This window comes from Spartinivicinus marinus, from assembly GCF_026309355.1.
GTDB classification, from domain to species: Bacteria; Pseudomonadota; Gammaproteobacteria; order Pseudomonadales; family Zooshikellaceae; genus Spartinivicinus; species Spartinivicinus marinus.
The window spans coordinates 23,675-40,577 of sequence record NZ_JAPJZK010000004.1 but is presented as its reverse complement, the minus strand read 5'-3'; the positions used below and the strand labels follow the sequence as shown (position 1 = coordinate 40,577).

The window sequence follows — 16,903 nt, the reverse complement described above, 5'->3', positions numbered from 1 at the left end:
TGCATGAGTAGCGTTTCAGAGAAACTGTAAACAATAGTCGACCTAGTAAACCAATTATGTCATAATAACTTGTAGCATTGCTACAAGTTATCCATTAAACAATAACTCAGTATGAATGACATTTGGAAAGCCGTTAAACGGTGCAAGCAGTTAAAAGAGCAGGGCTTATCACAAGCAGATATTGCCATGCGAATGAAAGTTTCACGGGCTGAAGTATCACATCTATCGCGGTTTGATCAGTTACATCCAAAGGTTAAAGCTCTATTAGATAAGTATACTCTCCCTGCTGCACATTTACGGGAGCTGGTCACCGTCAAAAATATCTACCAGCAAATGCAACTGGTTAAGCAGGCTTATATACACGACTGGTCAAGTCGTGACCTAGCTGGTGAAATTCAGTTACTGGAAGAAGTTGATACGTTGGCAAAATGGCAGACAATGAAGGATGATCAGCTAGGCCAAAAATTATCAACGCTCACGGGATTTACCTCCGTGGTTAAACGTGGGAGACGAGCTAAAAATAGCACCAATGGTGGCTATGTGGTGCTGGCTTTTAGCAACGATGAGGAATTGGAAGCCATCATCAAAAAATTAAGGAAGAACTAAAAAAGGCCAGTACAACATAATCTGGCAAACGGGACATAGTACCCCTACGACCCAACGAAAATAATGAACGCAAAATACTTTTTAATTACATCAGGCCTAACAATTCATCTTTTAATAACTGCGTATTAATAATGGTGCCCCTGTCAGAGGGTGTTTGAAAAATGGAAGGAAACCATAAACTGTTATCCAGCATAGGAATGACTTCGTTCAACACAATCTCAATAGTAAATTGTATGGGTTTAAAATATTGCCATTGTTTAATTGCACAAATTGTGGCAAAAGCCCCGTTAGGCCAAAGAGGAAACGTTTGATAACCGTTGGATTGTTCGATGGCCCAGCTTCCTCTATATAATGTCCAGATTTGATTGGTTTCAACCGCTTCTTCAAAAAAATAGCAATAACGTTTTAATCGTGGCCAGGTGACAATGGTAGCCAAATCATCAGGCAATGGAGACCGCATTTAATTACCCCATTTAATTTTATTATAAATAATATTTGATAAGTAAAAAAATGGGGGCAAAGAGCCCCCTAAACCAGAGGTTCCAGTATGTCGTTTAACAGACACACTCTACACAAGTTAAATTAAGGATTATGAAATGAACCCAGAATGGATCTGGGCTAATTACAACAGTGGTTAGTCATTGGATAAATTGCCTAATACAATAAGAGTAGCACTACCTAATGGTATGAGATATTAGTTAGGCTGAAACTTAGATTGATTGGAGACAGTACCGCCTGACTGCTTCCTCTGTCGTGTGTCTACTATAAATTGGTATGCAGTTAATAATCAATATATAAAGAATATGAATTTTAGTAATAAAATTTTAAAAATAGTTTGTTAGGTAAAATTAAAAAAACACTCTTAAATTTTCTAATTCTTACGCTTAATAAAAAACCCGTTGACACAAAAAAGCATCAACGGGTTAATCTCTAGTGCTGTCTTAATGGAAAAATAAACTACTTTGCAGCAGTTATTATTCTGTATTAAAAGTCATCAATTAGGCCCATTCGAATCGCACAATCACGAAAGCCGCTGCGACTAACACCAAGCACAGGTTTGATCTTTTGTGTAATTATATTTTGTATTGTCTTTTCACTGATATTTAGCTCTTGAGCTACATCAGATATGTCAATGTTCTGAGCAAGTGAAAGGAAAATAGTTTTTTCCCGATCATCGAGCTTTTCCAGTGGATCATATAAACTGCTGAGTCCAACTTTTTCAAGAACACCTGGCATGAAGTACTTTTCACCTGAATGAACAGTCTGAATGGCATCCAATATCAAGCCACTATCCGCACTTTTGCTCACATACCCTTTAGCACCTAACCGGTAACAGCCTATAATGGTAGGCGTCTTGTTTCGCATCGAAAAGACAACAATTTTAGCTTTTCTGTTAATGTCTAGTATTTTTTGAATAATACCCACATCGCCCTTTGTCCCTTCGAAGCCTAAATCAGTTATAAATATATCAATGTTTTTCCTTTTAGCATTTTTAGTTAACTCGTCCACGTTGCTTGCACTACCAACAATATTGATCGAGAAATCACCAACATAGTTATTAAGCAACTCAGTTAGGCCGGTTCGAACAATTTCATGGTCATCTGCTATAAATACATTAATTGGTTTCATAATGGCAAAATTGCTATGGGATTGAAAAATTCAAGGGTAAAATTACCTCAATACTAGTGCCCTGGTTAAGGTCTGATGTAATCTCAAAGTGTCCTCCTAACGAAACTGATCGCTCCTTCATGCTGGACAAGCCATGTCCACTTTTGATTGATTTGTAGTCAAGTCCTTTGCCGTTATCCTTAATAATCAACTGTAAACAGTCTTCTTGATTACAGCTTATTGCATTGATAGCTATAGTCACAGCAGTAGCTTGCGAGTGTTTAACAATATTAGTCAATGCTTCTTGCACGATTCGGTAGGCTGAATGAGTAACTACATCTGGAAGGTCTGTATCCTCAAAATTAAAGGAAAAATCCACAGTAAATGATTTTAACTCCTCCCACTCACTGATAACAGATTTTATTGCTCCTTTTATCCCAAGTGTGTCAACTACTTCTGGCCTTAGAAGTTCTATGATGTTATCAGTGGCTGTTAATAAATAGTCTACGCTCTCTAAAGCAGTACGGATTAAGGGTAAATCTTTTTCATTATGCTGGTTTCGTTTAAGTATCTCGGCTATTTCCCACCGTAGCTTTATAATAAAGGAACCTAGTGCATCATGAAGCTCATTCGCAATCTTTCGCTTTTCTTGTTCAGCTGTAACAGACTTAGTTTGAAGTAACTTATACTTCATACGAATAGCAACAATTTCTTCTACAGTAGACTCAGCGTATCCAGAAACGACATTTTGTTTGTTATGTTTACACACAGTTGTCAAAGGGTTAATAACATCCCTTCTTAATATTTTTCGTATATGCCTTTTAGAGTGATAACCTACCCAGGCAAGCCCAGCGATTGAAACGATGAATAAAGGCCATATTGGTACGTTTTTTGGAGTTGCATATTCAACATCCAATTGTACATTGGATTCTACATTAAAAAAGCCATATTGATCTGACTCAATAAATTGAGTAGGTGAGCAGCCAGGGCAATAACGAATATTTTTATTTAATCGATTCAACTTGTTGATTAAATTATCAACATTAAAGTAAATAAGTAAGCTAGCTATACATTCACCATATTGAGCGCTTAACCCTGTTGATAGGTAGCATAGTTGAAGGCGTACAAACTGTTTAGTGCTAGTACCAATATTAATCAGGGATTTTCCTTTATCTGATACAAACTGCCAACCAGCGACTTCGTTGTCTTTTGGCATCCTTGCCATGACTCTTAATACACCTGTCTTAAGCTCACTTCTTGTTTTTTTTCCTGACTTGAAAAAGTCAACAACCTCTGTTGAGGTAACAAGGATACCTATCTTAGAAAGGAAGTTGTACTTGTAGTTGTCAATAACTCGAACAAGCTCTGTATTGGCTATTTTTTCATTGCTATCTGTATATCTGTTGAGTACATAGATATAAGAGATGCTGATTACAATAATTGATGTGATGACGGAGATAACAACAGAAATGACAAGATTGTTCTCCACTGTTTTTAGCGTTTTGCTCAAGCTTTGTACCCTAAATCAACCTTGATCTGTAGCCACTTTTTTTCAAAAAACTTATTTTCCTCTACCGTAAACTTTTTTAGCCAGACTAGTTCTCCTATCTTTGTATTAAACTCTTTGTAAAGCCTGTCATATACTGTATTACCGGCATGTGACTCCTTTTTGTAGGGAGAAAAATAGAATGATCTTTCAGCAACATCTGAAATAAATTTTTTACCTGTAAAAGCCTTCGCGACGCATAAAGAAGCACTATCACTAGATAAAAGTGAAACTAGGTCTTTAGAGATATGGGATAATGATGGATGCATCATTGCCTTGATATTTTGGTTTGTTTCGGACATAGAGATGATTGCTTCACCAGACCAGGCATAACCGATGGCAAAGTCCTTACTTTTAAGAATTCGACCTAAGTTGTTGGTAATAATTAGATTGCTCCCCCCCAGAACACTCTTTAGCATTGAAAAAATATCAGCTTTTTCGTGATGTTTCTCATTCATCAATAAAGTTAATATTTCAACATAGTCATCAAGGAGTGCGACAGTTTTACCTTTACCTTTGTTGAAAATATCTGAGATTGAATCATTGCTCGTGAGGCTTACGAGGTCTGCATTCCACAAGAACACAGTACCTGAAAGCACAAAGTAAAGTGTGTTTTTTGCATGTTGCTCTTGTTTAAACTGATCTCGAACGACAGGATGATAGCTATTAGCAATATCGCTCAGATCAATACCTGGCATAGGCATTTTTTTTTCTACAAAATCCCCTACTGTATCTGAGTAAATGAGCAGATCATATTTGCGCTCTTGACTTCTCCTAATAAATTCTGGGTTACTGTAGAACTCATCATAGCTGATATTTACTTTACAGGCAGTTTCCACTTCTCTGACTAAATCATCATGATCTAGGTATCCCCACCATGTTAGTATACGTACTGTTTTATCATACTGAAGTTCACTTGCTAAACAGAAGTTAGTGCTAAGTAAAGAAAGTAAAGCAATAGCTACTTTTTCTTTAAAACGAAGTCTACCCATCCAGGTTCTACCAATTCACTTTTGTCTTTATTGTAGTTTTCAACTACATCGATTATATCTAAGTCAGTACTCCGTAAATATGGAGCCAAGTCGGCTGCATTTTCATATACTCTAATGTCGTGTTCAAGTAAAAGCTGTTCGTTATCGGTTTTGAACACATCAGTCCACTTCGCCTTTTTCTGATTTCTAGCTGTTAGGTCAAAGGAGGGTAGATAGGTAATATTGCTGCCCTTGTACTGGAAGGCGTCTATTGCTGCTTCGTGCCAATAATCTGGATGATAATAGCTAAATACAGCCATTCCACCACTGTTTAACCAAGAATCAAGGTTCTTAAAAAACGCAATAATATCTTTGTCTTTAGTTAGTAGACAAAGAGAGTTGTAGGCTGCTATAACACGATCAAATGTTCTTAATGGTTTAAAATCTAGCACATTACATGTATGAACCCTGTTTGTGGGGAGTTTTATGTATTTTGAATACTCATTAAGTAATTCAACTGATTCTATGTCTACATCGTGTTGGCATAGGAAATTAGTTACACGCCCATAGCCTGCAAATAACTCAAGTGTAGTATGGTCTGTGCAAAACTCTAAATAGAAGTCTAAGTCATCGGTATAGTTTTCAGTAAAAGCTTTGTTTATTTCGTATACATCATCTAGAACGTTATTCATTATTTTACTCACTTCATATACTTGCTCTGGCACCCATAACGAATTTGGTTAGCATTAACGTATTTTGAATGCTACTTGGTCAAAGAATAAAACACTTAACTTATTCTTTTGATCGTGCCTTTTAAGATTCTTAATGTCGAGATTTTATCAGATATAAATAGAAAGAAAACCACACAGAAATAAATGTGATTGCCTACTTACTTTGTGCCGACTTTAAACCATGAGTTTTACTGCATTTGTAAAATGAAAAGTGTTCTATGAATAAAGGTGGTCGGGATTAATATCCCGATATGCGGGATTTAGTATTGCGTTGTTTAGTAAGTTGTGTAATTATACTGATGTATATAAGCGACAAGGTAAATACCACTCCTGAAGACTATTTTATGAGTCTGATTTTAAAGTAGTGCGGATAGTAGTGGATTGATGTGAGAGTAAATTAAAGCATACGCATAGAAGCGCTTTAAATCTCTCGAAAAGCATCGATATCATTTGTATTAGCTATATTTTTCGGCAACAAAGATATAGCTAATGTTTTCTGCTGCTTGATAGAAAGAGAATGCTATGACTTTCTGTCAAATGGGCTTTGTAGGTATAAGTAATTTATAGTTTTGTACATTTAAAATGTATAGATTTATTTAATTTAATATTTACTTGGACAGTAATTAAAGGGATAGTATTAAGTGAAGTTTGTATGTCAGGGAAATAATTCAGAGCGTTGTTCGTCGACTCTACTAAAGTGGATCTTAGACGAATTAAAAGCAGAAGAGCAAAAACAGCCTATCAAACAAGGTAATAGCTTAACGCTAGGTCTTTTGTCATACCATGCAACGTGCAATAAAAGGCATGAAGAATTAATGCATGCTTACTTTGCATTAAAAAGAGAAAAAAATTTGTCGAAAGCAGAAGCGATACTTAATTTATAAATATTTACTTAGTTTCACTATACCTGTGGTGAAGTAAGACATGGAGTATTTAGTAGTAAGTTGTCTTACAATAGTGAAGGATTTCACCTGATATTGTCAGCGGCAGGTGAACTATAATAACCAGGTCTTTAAGCAGTAGACATTGGATCGTTTATTAAAGAATTAATTACTAGGTGTATTATGAAAAGGAATTATATTTTAACTGCAGTTTTCCTGCTATCTACTCAGTTATCATCCACTACCTTAGCAGGGGAGTGTACCAACTATTCATGTCAAAAAGCTGCTATCCAATCAATTAATATTAGTCGCAGCGGTAATATTGATGTTGTTTTATCTGATTCATTATCCGCTTTAAAATGTAGTACTTCGGAGCAACAGGTACAACTTACCAAACAAGATAACCCTAATTTCAGGGAGCAATTTACTGCACTTTTATCTTCTCAAAAAACTAAACAGCCAGTGGATCTGATCTTCAATCAAACAGCAACAACATGTGTGATTGACCAGATTGCCGTCAAAAACTGATTTACGTTTAATTCATTAAAAAATTAGGTAATGACATGAAGCCAATGTTTCGTTTGAAGCCGTTGGCGGCGTTCTGCTGTGCCTGTTTTTTTGCCAGTACTGGCTCACTGCAAGCAGAAGAACCCAATAACGAATTAACAAACCCTTATCAAACCCAAATTGAGCAGGGTTTGGGGTATTTATTATCTCAACAAAAACGTGATGGTAGTTGGGGAGAAGGAGCTGAAGCGATTCATTTGACAACAGCTGCTGTTGATGCGCTCTATCACCACCACATTAGAAGTATTGAGTATCAACGGGCGGTGACTTGGTTGGCCAATCACCCAGGAGAAGATGCAGCCACATTGGCTCGACAAATAGTCGTACTGAAAAAAACGGCTGCAATACCCTATTCCCTTATTAATAAGCTAAAAACATTAAAGCGAACTGTGTCCTTTCAAGTAGGAGATAAATGGCAGGATGCTTATACCTGGTCGGTTAAGCCTCGTTTTCAAACCACGTTAATTGATACAGCACTGAGTGGCTTAGCCATGATGGCTTCTGGTAATTATAATGATATGGCTATTTCCCGTTATTATGCGTATCCATTCCAGGCGCTTCAACACACTGACACCCCAGGTCATTTTACTGATCCTAAGGGTCATGGTTGGGGATATGCCGATATTTTTCATGGTAAAAAAACGCCAGAAAAAGTCTTACCAACGGCTTATGCTGCTCGTTTTATGCACTCGGTGATTGTGCGCTATAAAACAGCTGAAGAACGGGAAAAAGGTTATCTACCCAATTACGGTAATTACGCAAAAGCGGGTGCTTTGTGGCTAGCAAGCCATCAGCAAGCATCCGGGGCAATTACGGATACCCCTAACCTGGCTATTTATGAAACCGCTGAAGTGTTATTAACACTACAGGTATTTAAGGCGTTTCACCCGGAGCCTTTGCTATTTACCGATACCTTGAAAAAAGGGCGGGATTATTTAATACAACAAATGCAGTCAAATGGTAGCTGGAAAAATGATGTATTAATCACTGCACTGGTGGTTAACGCATTGGATACAGACGGTATCATTCTAAAAAATACGGATGACGACTGGTTACCCGATAGTCTTGAAGCGGCAGTGGGCCGTGATGCTAATAAATATGATCCACCCGCTATTTATCAGCCAGAGAGTAATGGCGTGGTTCAAACTCGATTAAAAATGGTGAGTGTGTTAGCTGGCAGTCAATTACCTGCGCTTGACCCATTAGGTGGGAAGGTGGTTCAAGTGGTCACAGAAGTACCCACAACAAATGGAGTGTTGTCACAACCAGGCTTATACATGCGGATCTACATTATTGAGCTGGCAGATGGCTCACGGCAGGTAGTGTCTGTTCCTGTGTATGTGTCTTCGCCAGAGGCAGACAATGATAATGATTATATGCTGGCACGCTTTGAAGCCAACCATCACTTAAATGATTTTAACCCCGCTGATGCATTGGAAGATACGGATACAGATGGCTTAACCCATGTAGAGGAATACTGGTCAGCAACTCAGCCCTTTATCAATGACAGTGATCATGATCAGATGCCAGACGGCTTTGAGGTACGCTACCGGCTTAATCCCAATAACCCGGCAGATGCTAAACAAGACCCCGATCAAGATCAGCTGAATAACCTGCAGGAATATCAATGGCAGTCAAATCCCAGGTTAGCCGATACGGATAATGACGGTATTCAGGATGGAGAAGAAGTAAAACAAAAACGCCATCCAGCCGTACATGAACCTGCTTTACAGATTGTGTTGGATTACCTGTTGTAGCAAGCCAAACACAAATAAAAAAATTAAAATTTAACACATGAGATATTGCAATGAAGCGCAGTAGCCGCACATTACTTCATAGCATGGCTTTCTCATTAAGCCTGCTTACGCTTAATTTATCAGCCATTGAAAATACAGTCCCCATTCCCAGTGAAGCGTATTTACCGGTATTAAACAGCTTTACTCGGGAAGATAATTTAGCTGAATTACAAGCCGCCATTGACCAACAGTTGGAAGTAACCACCAAAACGTTAGTGGAAACCAAAAATAACCTGGAAAATCACGGTGGTTTAACAGGCCGTATTCGTCGTTTATTTGATAGCTCACCCACTTCATCATTGGATAGTGAATTAACGCAGTGGCAATCATTACAGACTACTTGGCAGCAGCAATTTCAGCCAACATTATCAGGAGCCCGGGGCAGTCATGCAGTGGCTGCAGACAATGAAGAACAAGTGACTTTTAATCAACAGGTGTCTGAGCGTTATCAACAATTAATAAAACAATTACAACAGATTCAATCGGCTGATAACCGAGAAGATCAACTTATTGCAATTAATGAAACTCATGCGTTAATTGCCAAGTGGCAGCAAGTACGCCAACAGCCGTTTGTTTATGATGTTACTGCAAATGGCTTTACCCATTCACCAGCCTATAGGGCAGAGGCAACGGCACCTGAACCGGTATCTGCTCGTGAAGAATTATTGGCTCAGTGTTATGCCGGTAATGACTCCCAACAGGCTCAGGATTTGGCTGCGACTAATGAGGTAGTGATAGATGAGCGTATCAAAGCCCTCGCAAAACAACTAAATCACTCACCTAAACAAATACTGGAATATGTCACTAACCAGGTTGAGTTTGAGCCACGCCCCGGCATCACCAAAGATGCACCAACCACCTTATTAGCAGAGAAGGGTAATGCGATGGAGCATGCCACTTTGCTAATTGCTTTATTGCGTGCATCCGGTTATCCCGCTCGCTATGTCAAAGGGGAAATCTTTTTAGAAGCCGCCAAAACCCATACTGGTTGGTTGAAAATGGCGACCTTGCAGGGTGCTAAACAGCTATTGAATACCATGACCTTGTACACAGATGAAGGCGAAACATTTTATCTAACTCGCAGTATAGCCATGAGCCATGTGTGGGTTGAAACCTGCCTTCCTTATGGTAAAGACCGTGGCCAATCAGAAACAGCCGACAGTTACCGCTGGTTAGCGCTGGACAGTAGCTTTAAATACCGCAAGCATATTCCAGCGACTAAAAAACATGAGGTGAAGTTTGATTTTGAGCAATATGTCTCTAAACGCACTATAAAAACCCCGCTGGAATATTATCAAGAGGCGGTATTAACCCAGGTACGGGCAGAAGATCCTAATATTACGCTGGACCAGGTGATGGACCGTTGGGAATTAATGCCTTTAAAACTGGAAGCGTTGCCAACCACCTTACCTTATAAAGTGAAACGTTTTACTCAATGGCAAGGCACCAATCAGTCAGCCATTGCAGCAATACCTGATGCTTATCGATTAAAGCTAAAAGTGTCGTTAAACGATACCCACCTTGCAACGGTTAATTTAATTGATATGGCTCGTAGCCGGCTTACCTTGAACTTTGCAGGTGTAGATGCAGCAACACAACAACGGTTGGATAACTGGCGGGCAGGTAAAAGTGAGGCATTAGCTTGTCCTACCCAGTTAACTGTCAAACCGGTGTTGAATGTATATGGCAAACCCATCACCCTGATTAATCAGCCACAACTCAATTTATGTGAGGGTGACAATTTTACCTACGCCAAAATAACCCTGGAAAATCTATCGAAAGACGGGGTGTTTGCGTCGGATGAGTTTGACGGTATTACCTTACTTGATGTGTATGCCCTGCAGGGATATGCCCGACAAGCGTCTGATAAGCTGCTGCAAGCGCGGGTAAAAAACCTGCTCACCAATATTTTTCAATACCAGTCAGCGCCTTGGGAGCATACCGATGCGGTAGTAGGTGACTTTTTGGATGTCGTGCTATTGAAGTACATGCACTATGTAGAAAAGGAAGGCGAAGCTATCGCTGCCCTGGCCAACGGCTTAAATAACGGCCAGTACCATATGGCACTGACTCGAACCAGAGCCGATATTAAGTACCTATTTGACCTGCCTTACGCCATTAATTCAGATAATTTTATTATTGATGCACCGGGTATGGTATCAAGCCCCATTGATAACCAATTTGGCCAGCTCGATAAAAATATTTTTTATACAGTAGGCGCAGCCAGCTCGTTTTATGAGAGTTATATCTGGCAGGAAACTATTTTAAGGGAAACCTTAAGTACGGTGAGTGCGTTGCAGTACTCGGTTGATCAAGGAAATAATCTTATAAAAATTGATCAGCAATTCGAATTGGCAAGTATAATTGATTCGTCGGTTATTAATAGTTGTTTAAAGTGTCTTAGGGTTCTAAGATGTGAAATATTTGCTAGGCATGGAGAAATATTTCTTTTTCCAAAGCTTAGTAGAAGGGAGGAAGGCGGTAATATTTCCTGTCAAGGTTGTTATAATTATTATAGAGAAAAGCCTTGTTATGATGTTAGGCATATACACTATTTTTATGAGACTGCTCAGAAACCTGATACTGTATTATACCTGAATAAGGCAGCTGTTGATTACAAAGGTTTTTATGGTGCTGCGTTTGCTAGGTTAAGTTCAAAAGAAGCTCAATTTGCCATCGGCCCATACGATGGTGGCTATACCCTAAAACCACCTTCACCACCACCTCGTCCACCCAGCTGGAATGTCAATGTTAACTGGAATATTAATCGTTATAACCCAGACTCTGGTTTTGGTTTAAATGCAGTTACTTTTTTAGCCTCCAGTTTGAGTGTCAATAATCATTATGGGGTTGAGTCTGCACTTAATACGTTTAATAAAACCCTGGATATTTTACATACGGTTAATTCTGTTGTGTCGTTAGGGGGTAACATGTTATCCACCTGGGCGGGCGATCCAGTGAATATGGTGACGGGTAATATGTATCACCATGAAACTGATCTGAATTTACCTGCCCGTGGTATGCCGGTTGTGTTCAAGCGTTCTTATAATAGCCTGGCACGGGAAGATGGCCCCTTGGGCTATGGCTGGACCCACAGTTTTAACCACTATTTATTATTTTTAGATGATGATGCCAATGGCAAAGTTGATACCATTGTTTGGTCTGATGGTATGGACGGTAAGAAATTTATTAAAGTACCAACAACAGCGTTTAGGTTTGATGGAACCATTGAATTAGCATCCGGTGTAGCAGGTATACCTGATGGGTTTTATTTTACTTTTACTCGCCAGAAAAACAGGGAAAATGGGTATTTTGTTTTAACCGAAAAAAGCGGCCTGGCTTACCACTTTAGCAATGTACCAGGTAAAGCAGGTGAGGTAGCCCAGCTGGTAGCGATTGTTGACCGTCATGGCAATAAGCTTACCTTACAATACAAAGACAATCGTTTAAGTATGGTGACTGACCCTGATGGACGACAGCTCACGTTTACTTATAACAATCAAAAACGTTTATCGGTATTAAAAGATTGGACGGGTAATGAATACCGCTACCAATATAATGATGAAACTGGGGAATTAACCACTTATTACAACCCGTTAAGTGGTGAAGAACCGGCCACAACCTATACCTATTATGGTAAAGAAGACGGCCCTTATTTGCACCATGCGATGAAGTCATTTGCTTATGCCAATGGCTATCAAATGACGTTTGAATATTATGCCAATGGTAAGGTTTCTCGCCATTATAATGCAGTAGGTAATACGGCCCATTTTGCCTATAACCCTTTCCGGCGTGAATCGGTATTTACCAATGAGCGAGGGCACACAGAGCATTATTTTTTCAATAAAGAGGGGATGCGAATAAAAACCATTGATCACAATGGTGGGGTGCATGAGTATAAATACGAAAACCCGAATAACCCGTATTTAATGACACATTATTATAATCCAATGGGGTATTTAACGCGGTATGAATACGACGGGCAAGGCAATAACGCCAAAACGATATTGCCTTCTGAGGCTATTGTCGAAAGCTTTGATCATAATGGGTTTGGTCAACCAGGTTTAGTGAAAAATGCGGCAGGGCATTACCAACGGCATGTTTATGATCAACACGGTAATTTAACCGATTTAGTCACCTTTAAATCCTCCGCAGCCAGTTTAGTTCATAACACACCATTTAACCCAGAATCACCAGGTGCCTATAGCAGTCATATCTTAAGCTGGAGCCGCAATGTTTATTACCCCAATGGCACCTTAAAAATCAGTCGACAAGTGCGTGATTTTACCCAGCCTGATAGTGGTCCATACAGCTTGTACCAGTATGAAGACAAGGTAAATAAAGTCACAGGGGCTTATCCAGTTACTGTCCAGCACTTTGGGGACAAAAATGGTGATGGTGTCATTGCTGATGATGAATTTGATGGCCCCTTTACCCTTGAATACGACAAACGCGGCAAATTAATTAAAGGTTATGATGAGGCTTACTATCCGCTGCATAGTGAATACAACCAAATTGGCCAATTAACCCGCAGTAAAGATCGTTTTGGTAACTGGTGGTATTACAGCTATGACAAAAGTGGCTTGCCACTGGGTAATAGCTTAATGCTGCTAGATGAGCAAAGTGGTCAGCCAAATGTTGCTGATCAAACGGTACACCAATACAACAAAGCTAACCGTTTGTTAGCGACCTATAATCATGCAGGTGCCACAGTACGCTATGAACATGATGCCACTGGCAATATTGTTAAAAGCACCAACCCAGACGGCTACAGTGTGCATTATGAATATGATGCCAGTAACCGCTTAATTAAAACCATAGACCCCAGCAACCGTGTATCAGAAAGTCGTTATGATCTGCTTAACCGAGTGCTGTGGGAAAAACAAGCAGATGGAGTAACAACCCATTATGCCTATTACGGCGCTGAACAAAATGGTCTGTTAAAAACCATTACTCGCCCTAACTACGCACTAAAAGACAAGAGTAATAATGTACTACCTTTACGGAATACCCACTTTGAATACGACACATTAGGCCAGGTCATTAAAGTCACGGATAGTGCCGGGCGCACTACCCTGACCGATTATGATGAGCTGGGTAGGGTAGTCAGGGTTGTTCAACCAGTCTATGAAGATGATCTATTAAAACAGGTCAGACCAGTGACTCATCATCATTACGATAGTTTAAGCCGTTTGATTGCCGTTTATGCGGGGCATACGAACGCTGCTGCTGATCGTTCACAGGATAACGTCAAATTACAAATGACGTATACCTATGATGACTTTGGGCGAATGTTGTCGAAAACCGATGCCTTAAATAATACCTGGCGTTATAGCTACAACGAGCGAGGACAAATACAGACCAGTACAGATGCGAAAGGACAGCAAAGCACTTATAGCTATTACCCATCAGGTTTGCTCAAGTCAGAAGAGCATCAGTCAGTGGAAGACGACAGTTTATCAACCGTTGCTAATTATCAATACGATAAGCAAGGGCAACTGCAATCTGTCTCTTCAAATAATGAGTCTTACGCTTTTGCATACGATGAGCAGCACCGTTTGAAGGTGAAGGTCAATAACCAAAGTGCGAAAAAAGGAATTCAGTATTTTTATTCGCCAGGGGGCAAACTGTTAAAACAGATCAATAATGATGGGGTAGCGGTTCATTATGCCTATGATGACGCGGGCCGTTTAACGGGTATTCAAGGGGTACGGGCCGATTCTATTCAGTATATGTATGAAACCTCCGGCCGGCTGAAATATGCACTCTATCCCAATGGGATAAAAATGCACTATACCTATAACCGCGATGGCTCAATCAACCGTATTTACATCAAGCGACAGGAGACAGATAAACCTGAAAAAATTATCAGCCAGCTGATTTATGAATATGATGATCATGGTCAGCTAACCAGAAAAACCCATCAAGTCCCGAATGGCAAAACCATCACTGACTTTTACAGTTATGACGGCTTGGGGCGTTTAAGTAAGGTTGAAGGGACTGATAATAACCTGAAATATCAGTTGAGCTATGACCCGTTTGGTAATCGACGGTATTTTGCAACTGCGAAGGAAAAGCACGTCTATACCCATAATGCGTTACATCAGGTACTCAAGATGCATAAGGGCAGTACTGATGGAGAGCTTATACGGCAGTTTGCCTACGATAAAAATGGCAATCTGATCGAGAAAAAATACGGTGAAAACAGCTTAACCTTTACCTATAACGCCTTGGATCAGTTGGTTAAGGCGTCCTATAACGGCCAATGGCTTTCGCAGTATTTGTATGATTATGCAGGGCAACGGGTAACCCGAGCGGCCCTCACGGCAAGTGGTGTTAATATCCAGCGCTATTTTTATAGTGGTGGTCAAATCCATGGGATTTATGATCAAGCCTGGCAGTCTAGAGGCTTTTATGCCTACGCTGGTCTGGATCAGCCAGAAATGATGATCACACCCAATAATACCAACTTTTTTCATCAGGATGCCTTGGGCTCAGTTGTTGCCTATACCGACTGGAAAGGGGACTTAGAGTCTTGGGCCGCGTATGAACCTTGGGGGGATATACTCGCTAAGTCTGAATCCATGAACTCACTGTTTGGGTTTGCTGGCAGAGAACCCGAAAACACAGGGCTGATTTATTTTAGAAACCGCTATTACGACCCGGAAATAGGTCGCTTTACCCAAGCCGATCCCATGGGCTTTGTGGATGGTGTTAACCGTTATGCCTATGTAATGAATAACCCTGTCATGAATGTTGACCCTTGGGGGACATGGACCAAAGGGGCGGCGACGAATATGACGGGCTGGAAGTATTTTGGCTATGGGATGGATTTTGCTGGCCATTTATTTTTAGATGAATTTATGAAGGAAAGGCAGCCTGGCACATGGGGTGACTTTACTGTTGGTGCAATGAAGAAAAGCTACCAGATGGCTAATGATGTTTTTGCGCTGACGCCTCAAGGAATGATGATGGGACGGATTTTGCCTGATGTACAAATAACCCCTCAAGAGCGTGGTGGTGCACAGTCATTGCAAGCGCTGTCATTATTCGGAGGAATCGCCAAGTTAGGACAAACAACGGTTTCTAGAGCAAGTAGTACGCTGGCTTCAAAATTAGCTTCACATACAAGCTTTTTAAAGAAATGCACCTGTTGTTTTGCGGCTGGTACACCTGTGTTAACTGAAGATGGACCACAAGCCATCGAAACAGTTGAAGTCGGGCAAAAAGTCTATTCCAAAAATCCAGAAACAGGAGAGGTAGCATTAAAACCTGTTACTGATCGTATTTTAACTGAAGGAAAACCACTTTATGCACTAGTGGTAAAAAATGCGAAAGGAATAGAAGAAACCATAGAAGTAACCGATAACCATCCATTTTGGGTGAAAGGTAAGGGCTGGGTAGATTCAGCCAAGCTTGAGCCAGGTATGATAGTGGAGGCTTATCAAAATAAGACACTGGAAGTTATCAGTCTAACACCGTTACATCGTATAGAAGACACTTACAACCTTACAGTTGCAGACTTCAATACCTATTTTGCTGGCGAACAGCAAGCTTTTGTGCACAATATGAAGTGTGACTGTTTAAATACAGTTTCTATTTTTAAAGCCCCCCAACGAGGAAAAGGAGCTGATCAGTATAATAATGGTTATAATACAAAAGACTTTTGTGATGGCGATCAGTGTGCTTATTTTGCAAAAGATAAATCTTTAGCTGAGGATTATGCCAAGCACTATGGTGAAGGTGTTATTGAGCTTAAGGTTCCTCAAGAGGTTTATGAAAGCCGTTTAAAAATATATGAGTATAAATACCAAGGCGGGTCACAGATTGAGCTACCTATACCTCATAGTGAGTTTGATATTTTAAATAGTGTTGAGAGGATTTGGCATAAATGATCAGTAAAGTAACTTGGAATGAATTGAAAAATATATTAAAAAAAGGGTCATTAATTGAAGGTGTTATTAAAAAACATGAAGCATACGGTGTTTTTGTAGATATTGGCTATAATTTTGAAGGTTTAATTCAAATAACTGACTTTAAAGATAGTGGAGTCATGACCCCAAATGAATATCCAGCTATTGGTGAAAAAGTTGAAGCTGTTGTCTTAGGGTTTAAAGAGAATAACCAACAGATTTGGCTTGGTGTGAAAAATAGCCAAATAAGAGCAGCAAAGAATAACCTTTAGATGAGTAAAGTA

10 protein-coding genes are annotated in these 16,903 nt (G+C 39.8%); 5 read left to right on the top strand and 5 right to left on the bottom strand.

Translation table 11 applies throughout. From position 1 onward, the window contains the following. The first annotated feature begins 111 nt into the window (after window positions 1-111). A complete protein-coding gene (locus OQE68_RS30015) occupies window positions 112-606 on the top strand; it encodes a ParB/RepB/Spo0J family partition protein (protein ID WP_266196026.1) in 495 nt (164 codons plus the stop codon). Window positions 607-691: 85 nt separating this feature from the next. Here the strand turns inward: OQE68_RS30015 and OQE68_RS30010 are convergent, their stop codons facing one another. The 5 genes from OQE68_RS30010 to OQE68_RS29990 all read right to left on the bottom strand — a co-directional run bounded on the left by OQE68_RS30010 (window position 692) and on the right by OQE68_RS29990 (window position 5,423). After that, window positions 692-1,066 (bottom strand): DUF2750 domain-containing protein, encoded by a 375-nt coding sequence (locus OQE68_RS30010; RefSeq protein ID WP_180571390.1) that lies wholly within the window; start codon window positions 1,064-1,066, stop codon window positions 692-694. 524 nt (window positions 1,067-1,590) lie between these two features. Further along, window positions 1,591-2,235, bottom strand: a complete 645-nt coding sequence (locus OQE68_RS30005) for a response regulator (RefSeq protein ID WP_180571618.1) — start codon at window positions 2,233-2,235, stop codon at window positions 1,591-1,593. Between the two features lie 13 nt (window positions 2,236-2,248). Beyond that, complete coding sequence (locus OQE68_RS30000; RefSeq protein WP_180571617.1) at window positions 2,249-3,724, bottom strand: sensor histidine kinase; 1,476 nt, start codon at window positions 3,722-3,724, stop codon at window positions 2,249-2,251. After that, the gene (locus OQE68_RS29995; protein ID WP_180571616.1) at window positions 3,721-4,752 is read right to left on the bottom strand and encodes a type 2 periplasmic-binding domain-containing protein; all 1,032 of its coding nucleotides are present in this window, start codon (window positions 4,750-4,752) and stop codon (window positions 3,721-3,723) included. Before OQE68_RS29995 ends, OQE68_RS30000 begins: the two co-directional genes overlap by 4 nt. Further along, the gene (locus OQE68_RS29990) at window positions 4,722-5,423 is read right to left on the bottom strand and encodes a class I SAM-dependent methyltransferase (protein WP_180571615.1); all 702 of its coding nucleotides are present in this window, start codon (window positions 5,421-5,423) and stop codon (window positions 4,722-4,724) included. Before OQE68_RS29990 ends, OQE68_RS29995 begins: the two co-directional genes overlap by 31 nt. Window positions 5,424-6,526: 1,103 nt before the next feature. Here OQE68_RS29990 and OQE68_RS29985 point away from each other — a divergent pair. From OQE68_RS29985 to OQE68_RS29970, 4 genes are read left to right on the top strand one after another with little or no spacing between them, the layout of a single operon-like run. After that, complete coding sequence (locus OQE68_RS29985; RefSeq protein ID WP_266195960.1) at window positions 6,527-6,871, top strand: hypothetical protein; 345 nt, start codon at window positions 6,527-6,529, stop codon at window positions 6,869-6,871. Window positions 6,872-6,906: 35 nt separating this feature from the next. Further along, window positions 6,907-8,667 (top strand): hypothetical protein, encoded by a 1,761-nt coding sequence (locus tag OQE68_RS29980; protein WP_180571677.1) that lies wholly within the window; start codon window positions 6,907-6,909, stop codon window positions 8,665-8,667. 50 nt (window positions 8,668-8,717) lie between these two features. Beyond that, window positions 8,718-16,601, top strand: coding sequence for an RHS repeat-associated core domain-containing protein (locus OQE68_RS29975; RefSeq protein ID WP_266196025.1), 7,884 nt, complete (start codon window positions 8,718-8,720; stop codon window positions 16,599-16,601). Next, the gene (locus OQE68_RS29970) at window positions 16,598-16,891 is read left to right on the top strand and encodes a S1 RNA-binding domain-containing protein (protein WP_180572010.1); all 294 of its coding nucleotides are present in this window, start codon (window positions 16,598-16,600) and stop codon (window positions 16,889-16,891) included. The genes OQE68_RS29975 and OQE68_RS29970 overlap by 4 nt, the downstream gene beginning before the upstream one ends. Window positions 16,892-16,903: the final 12 nt, after the last annotated feature.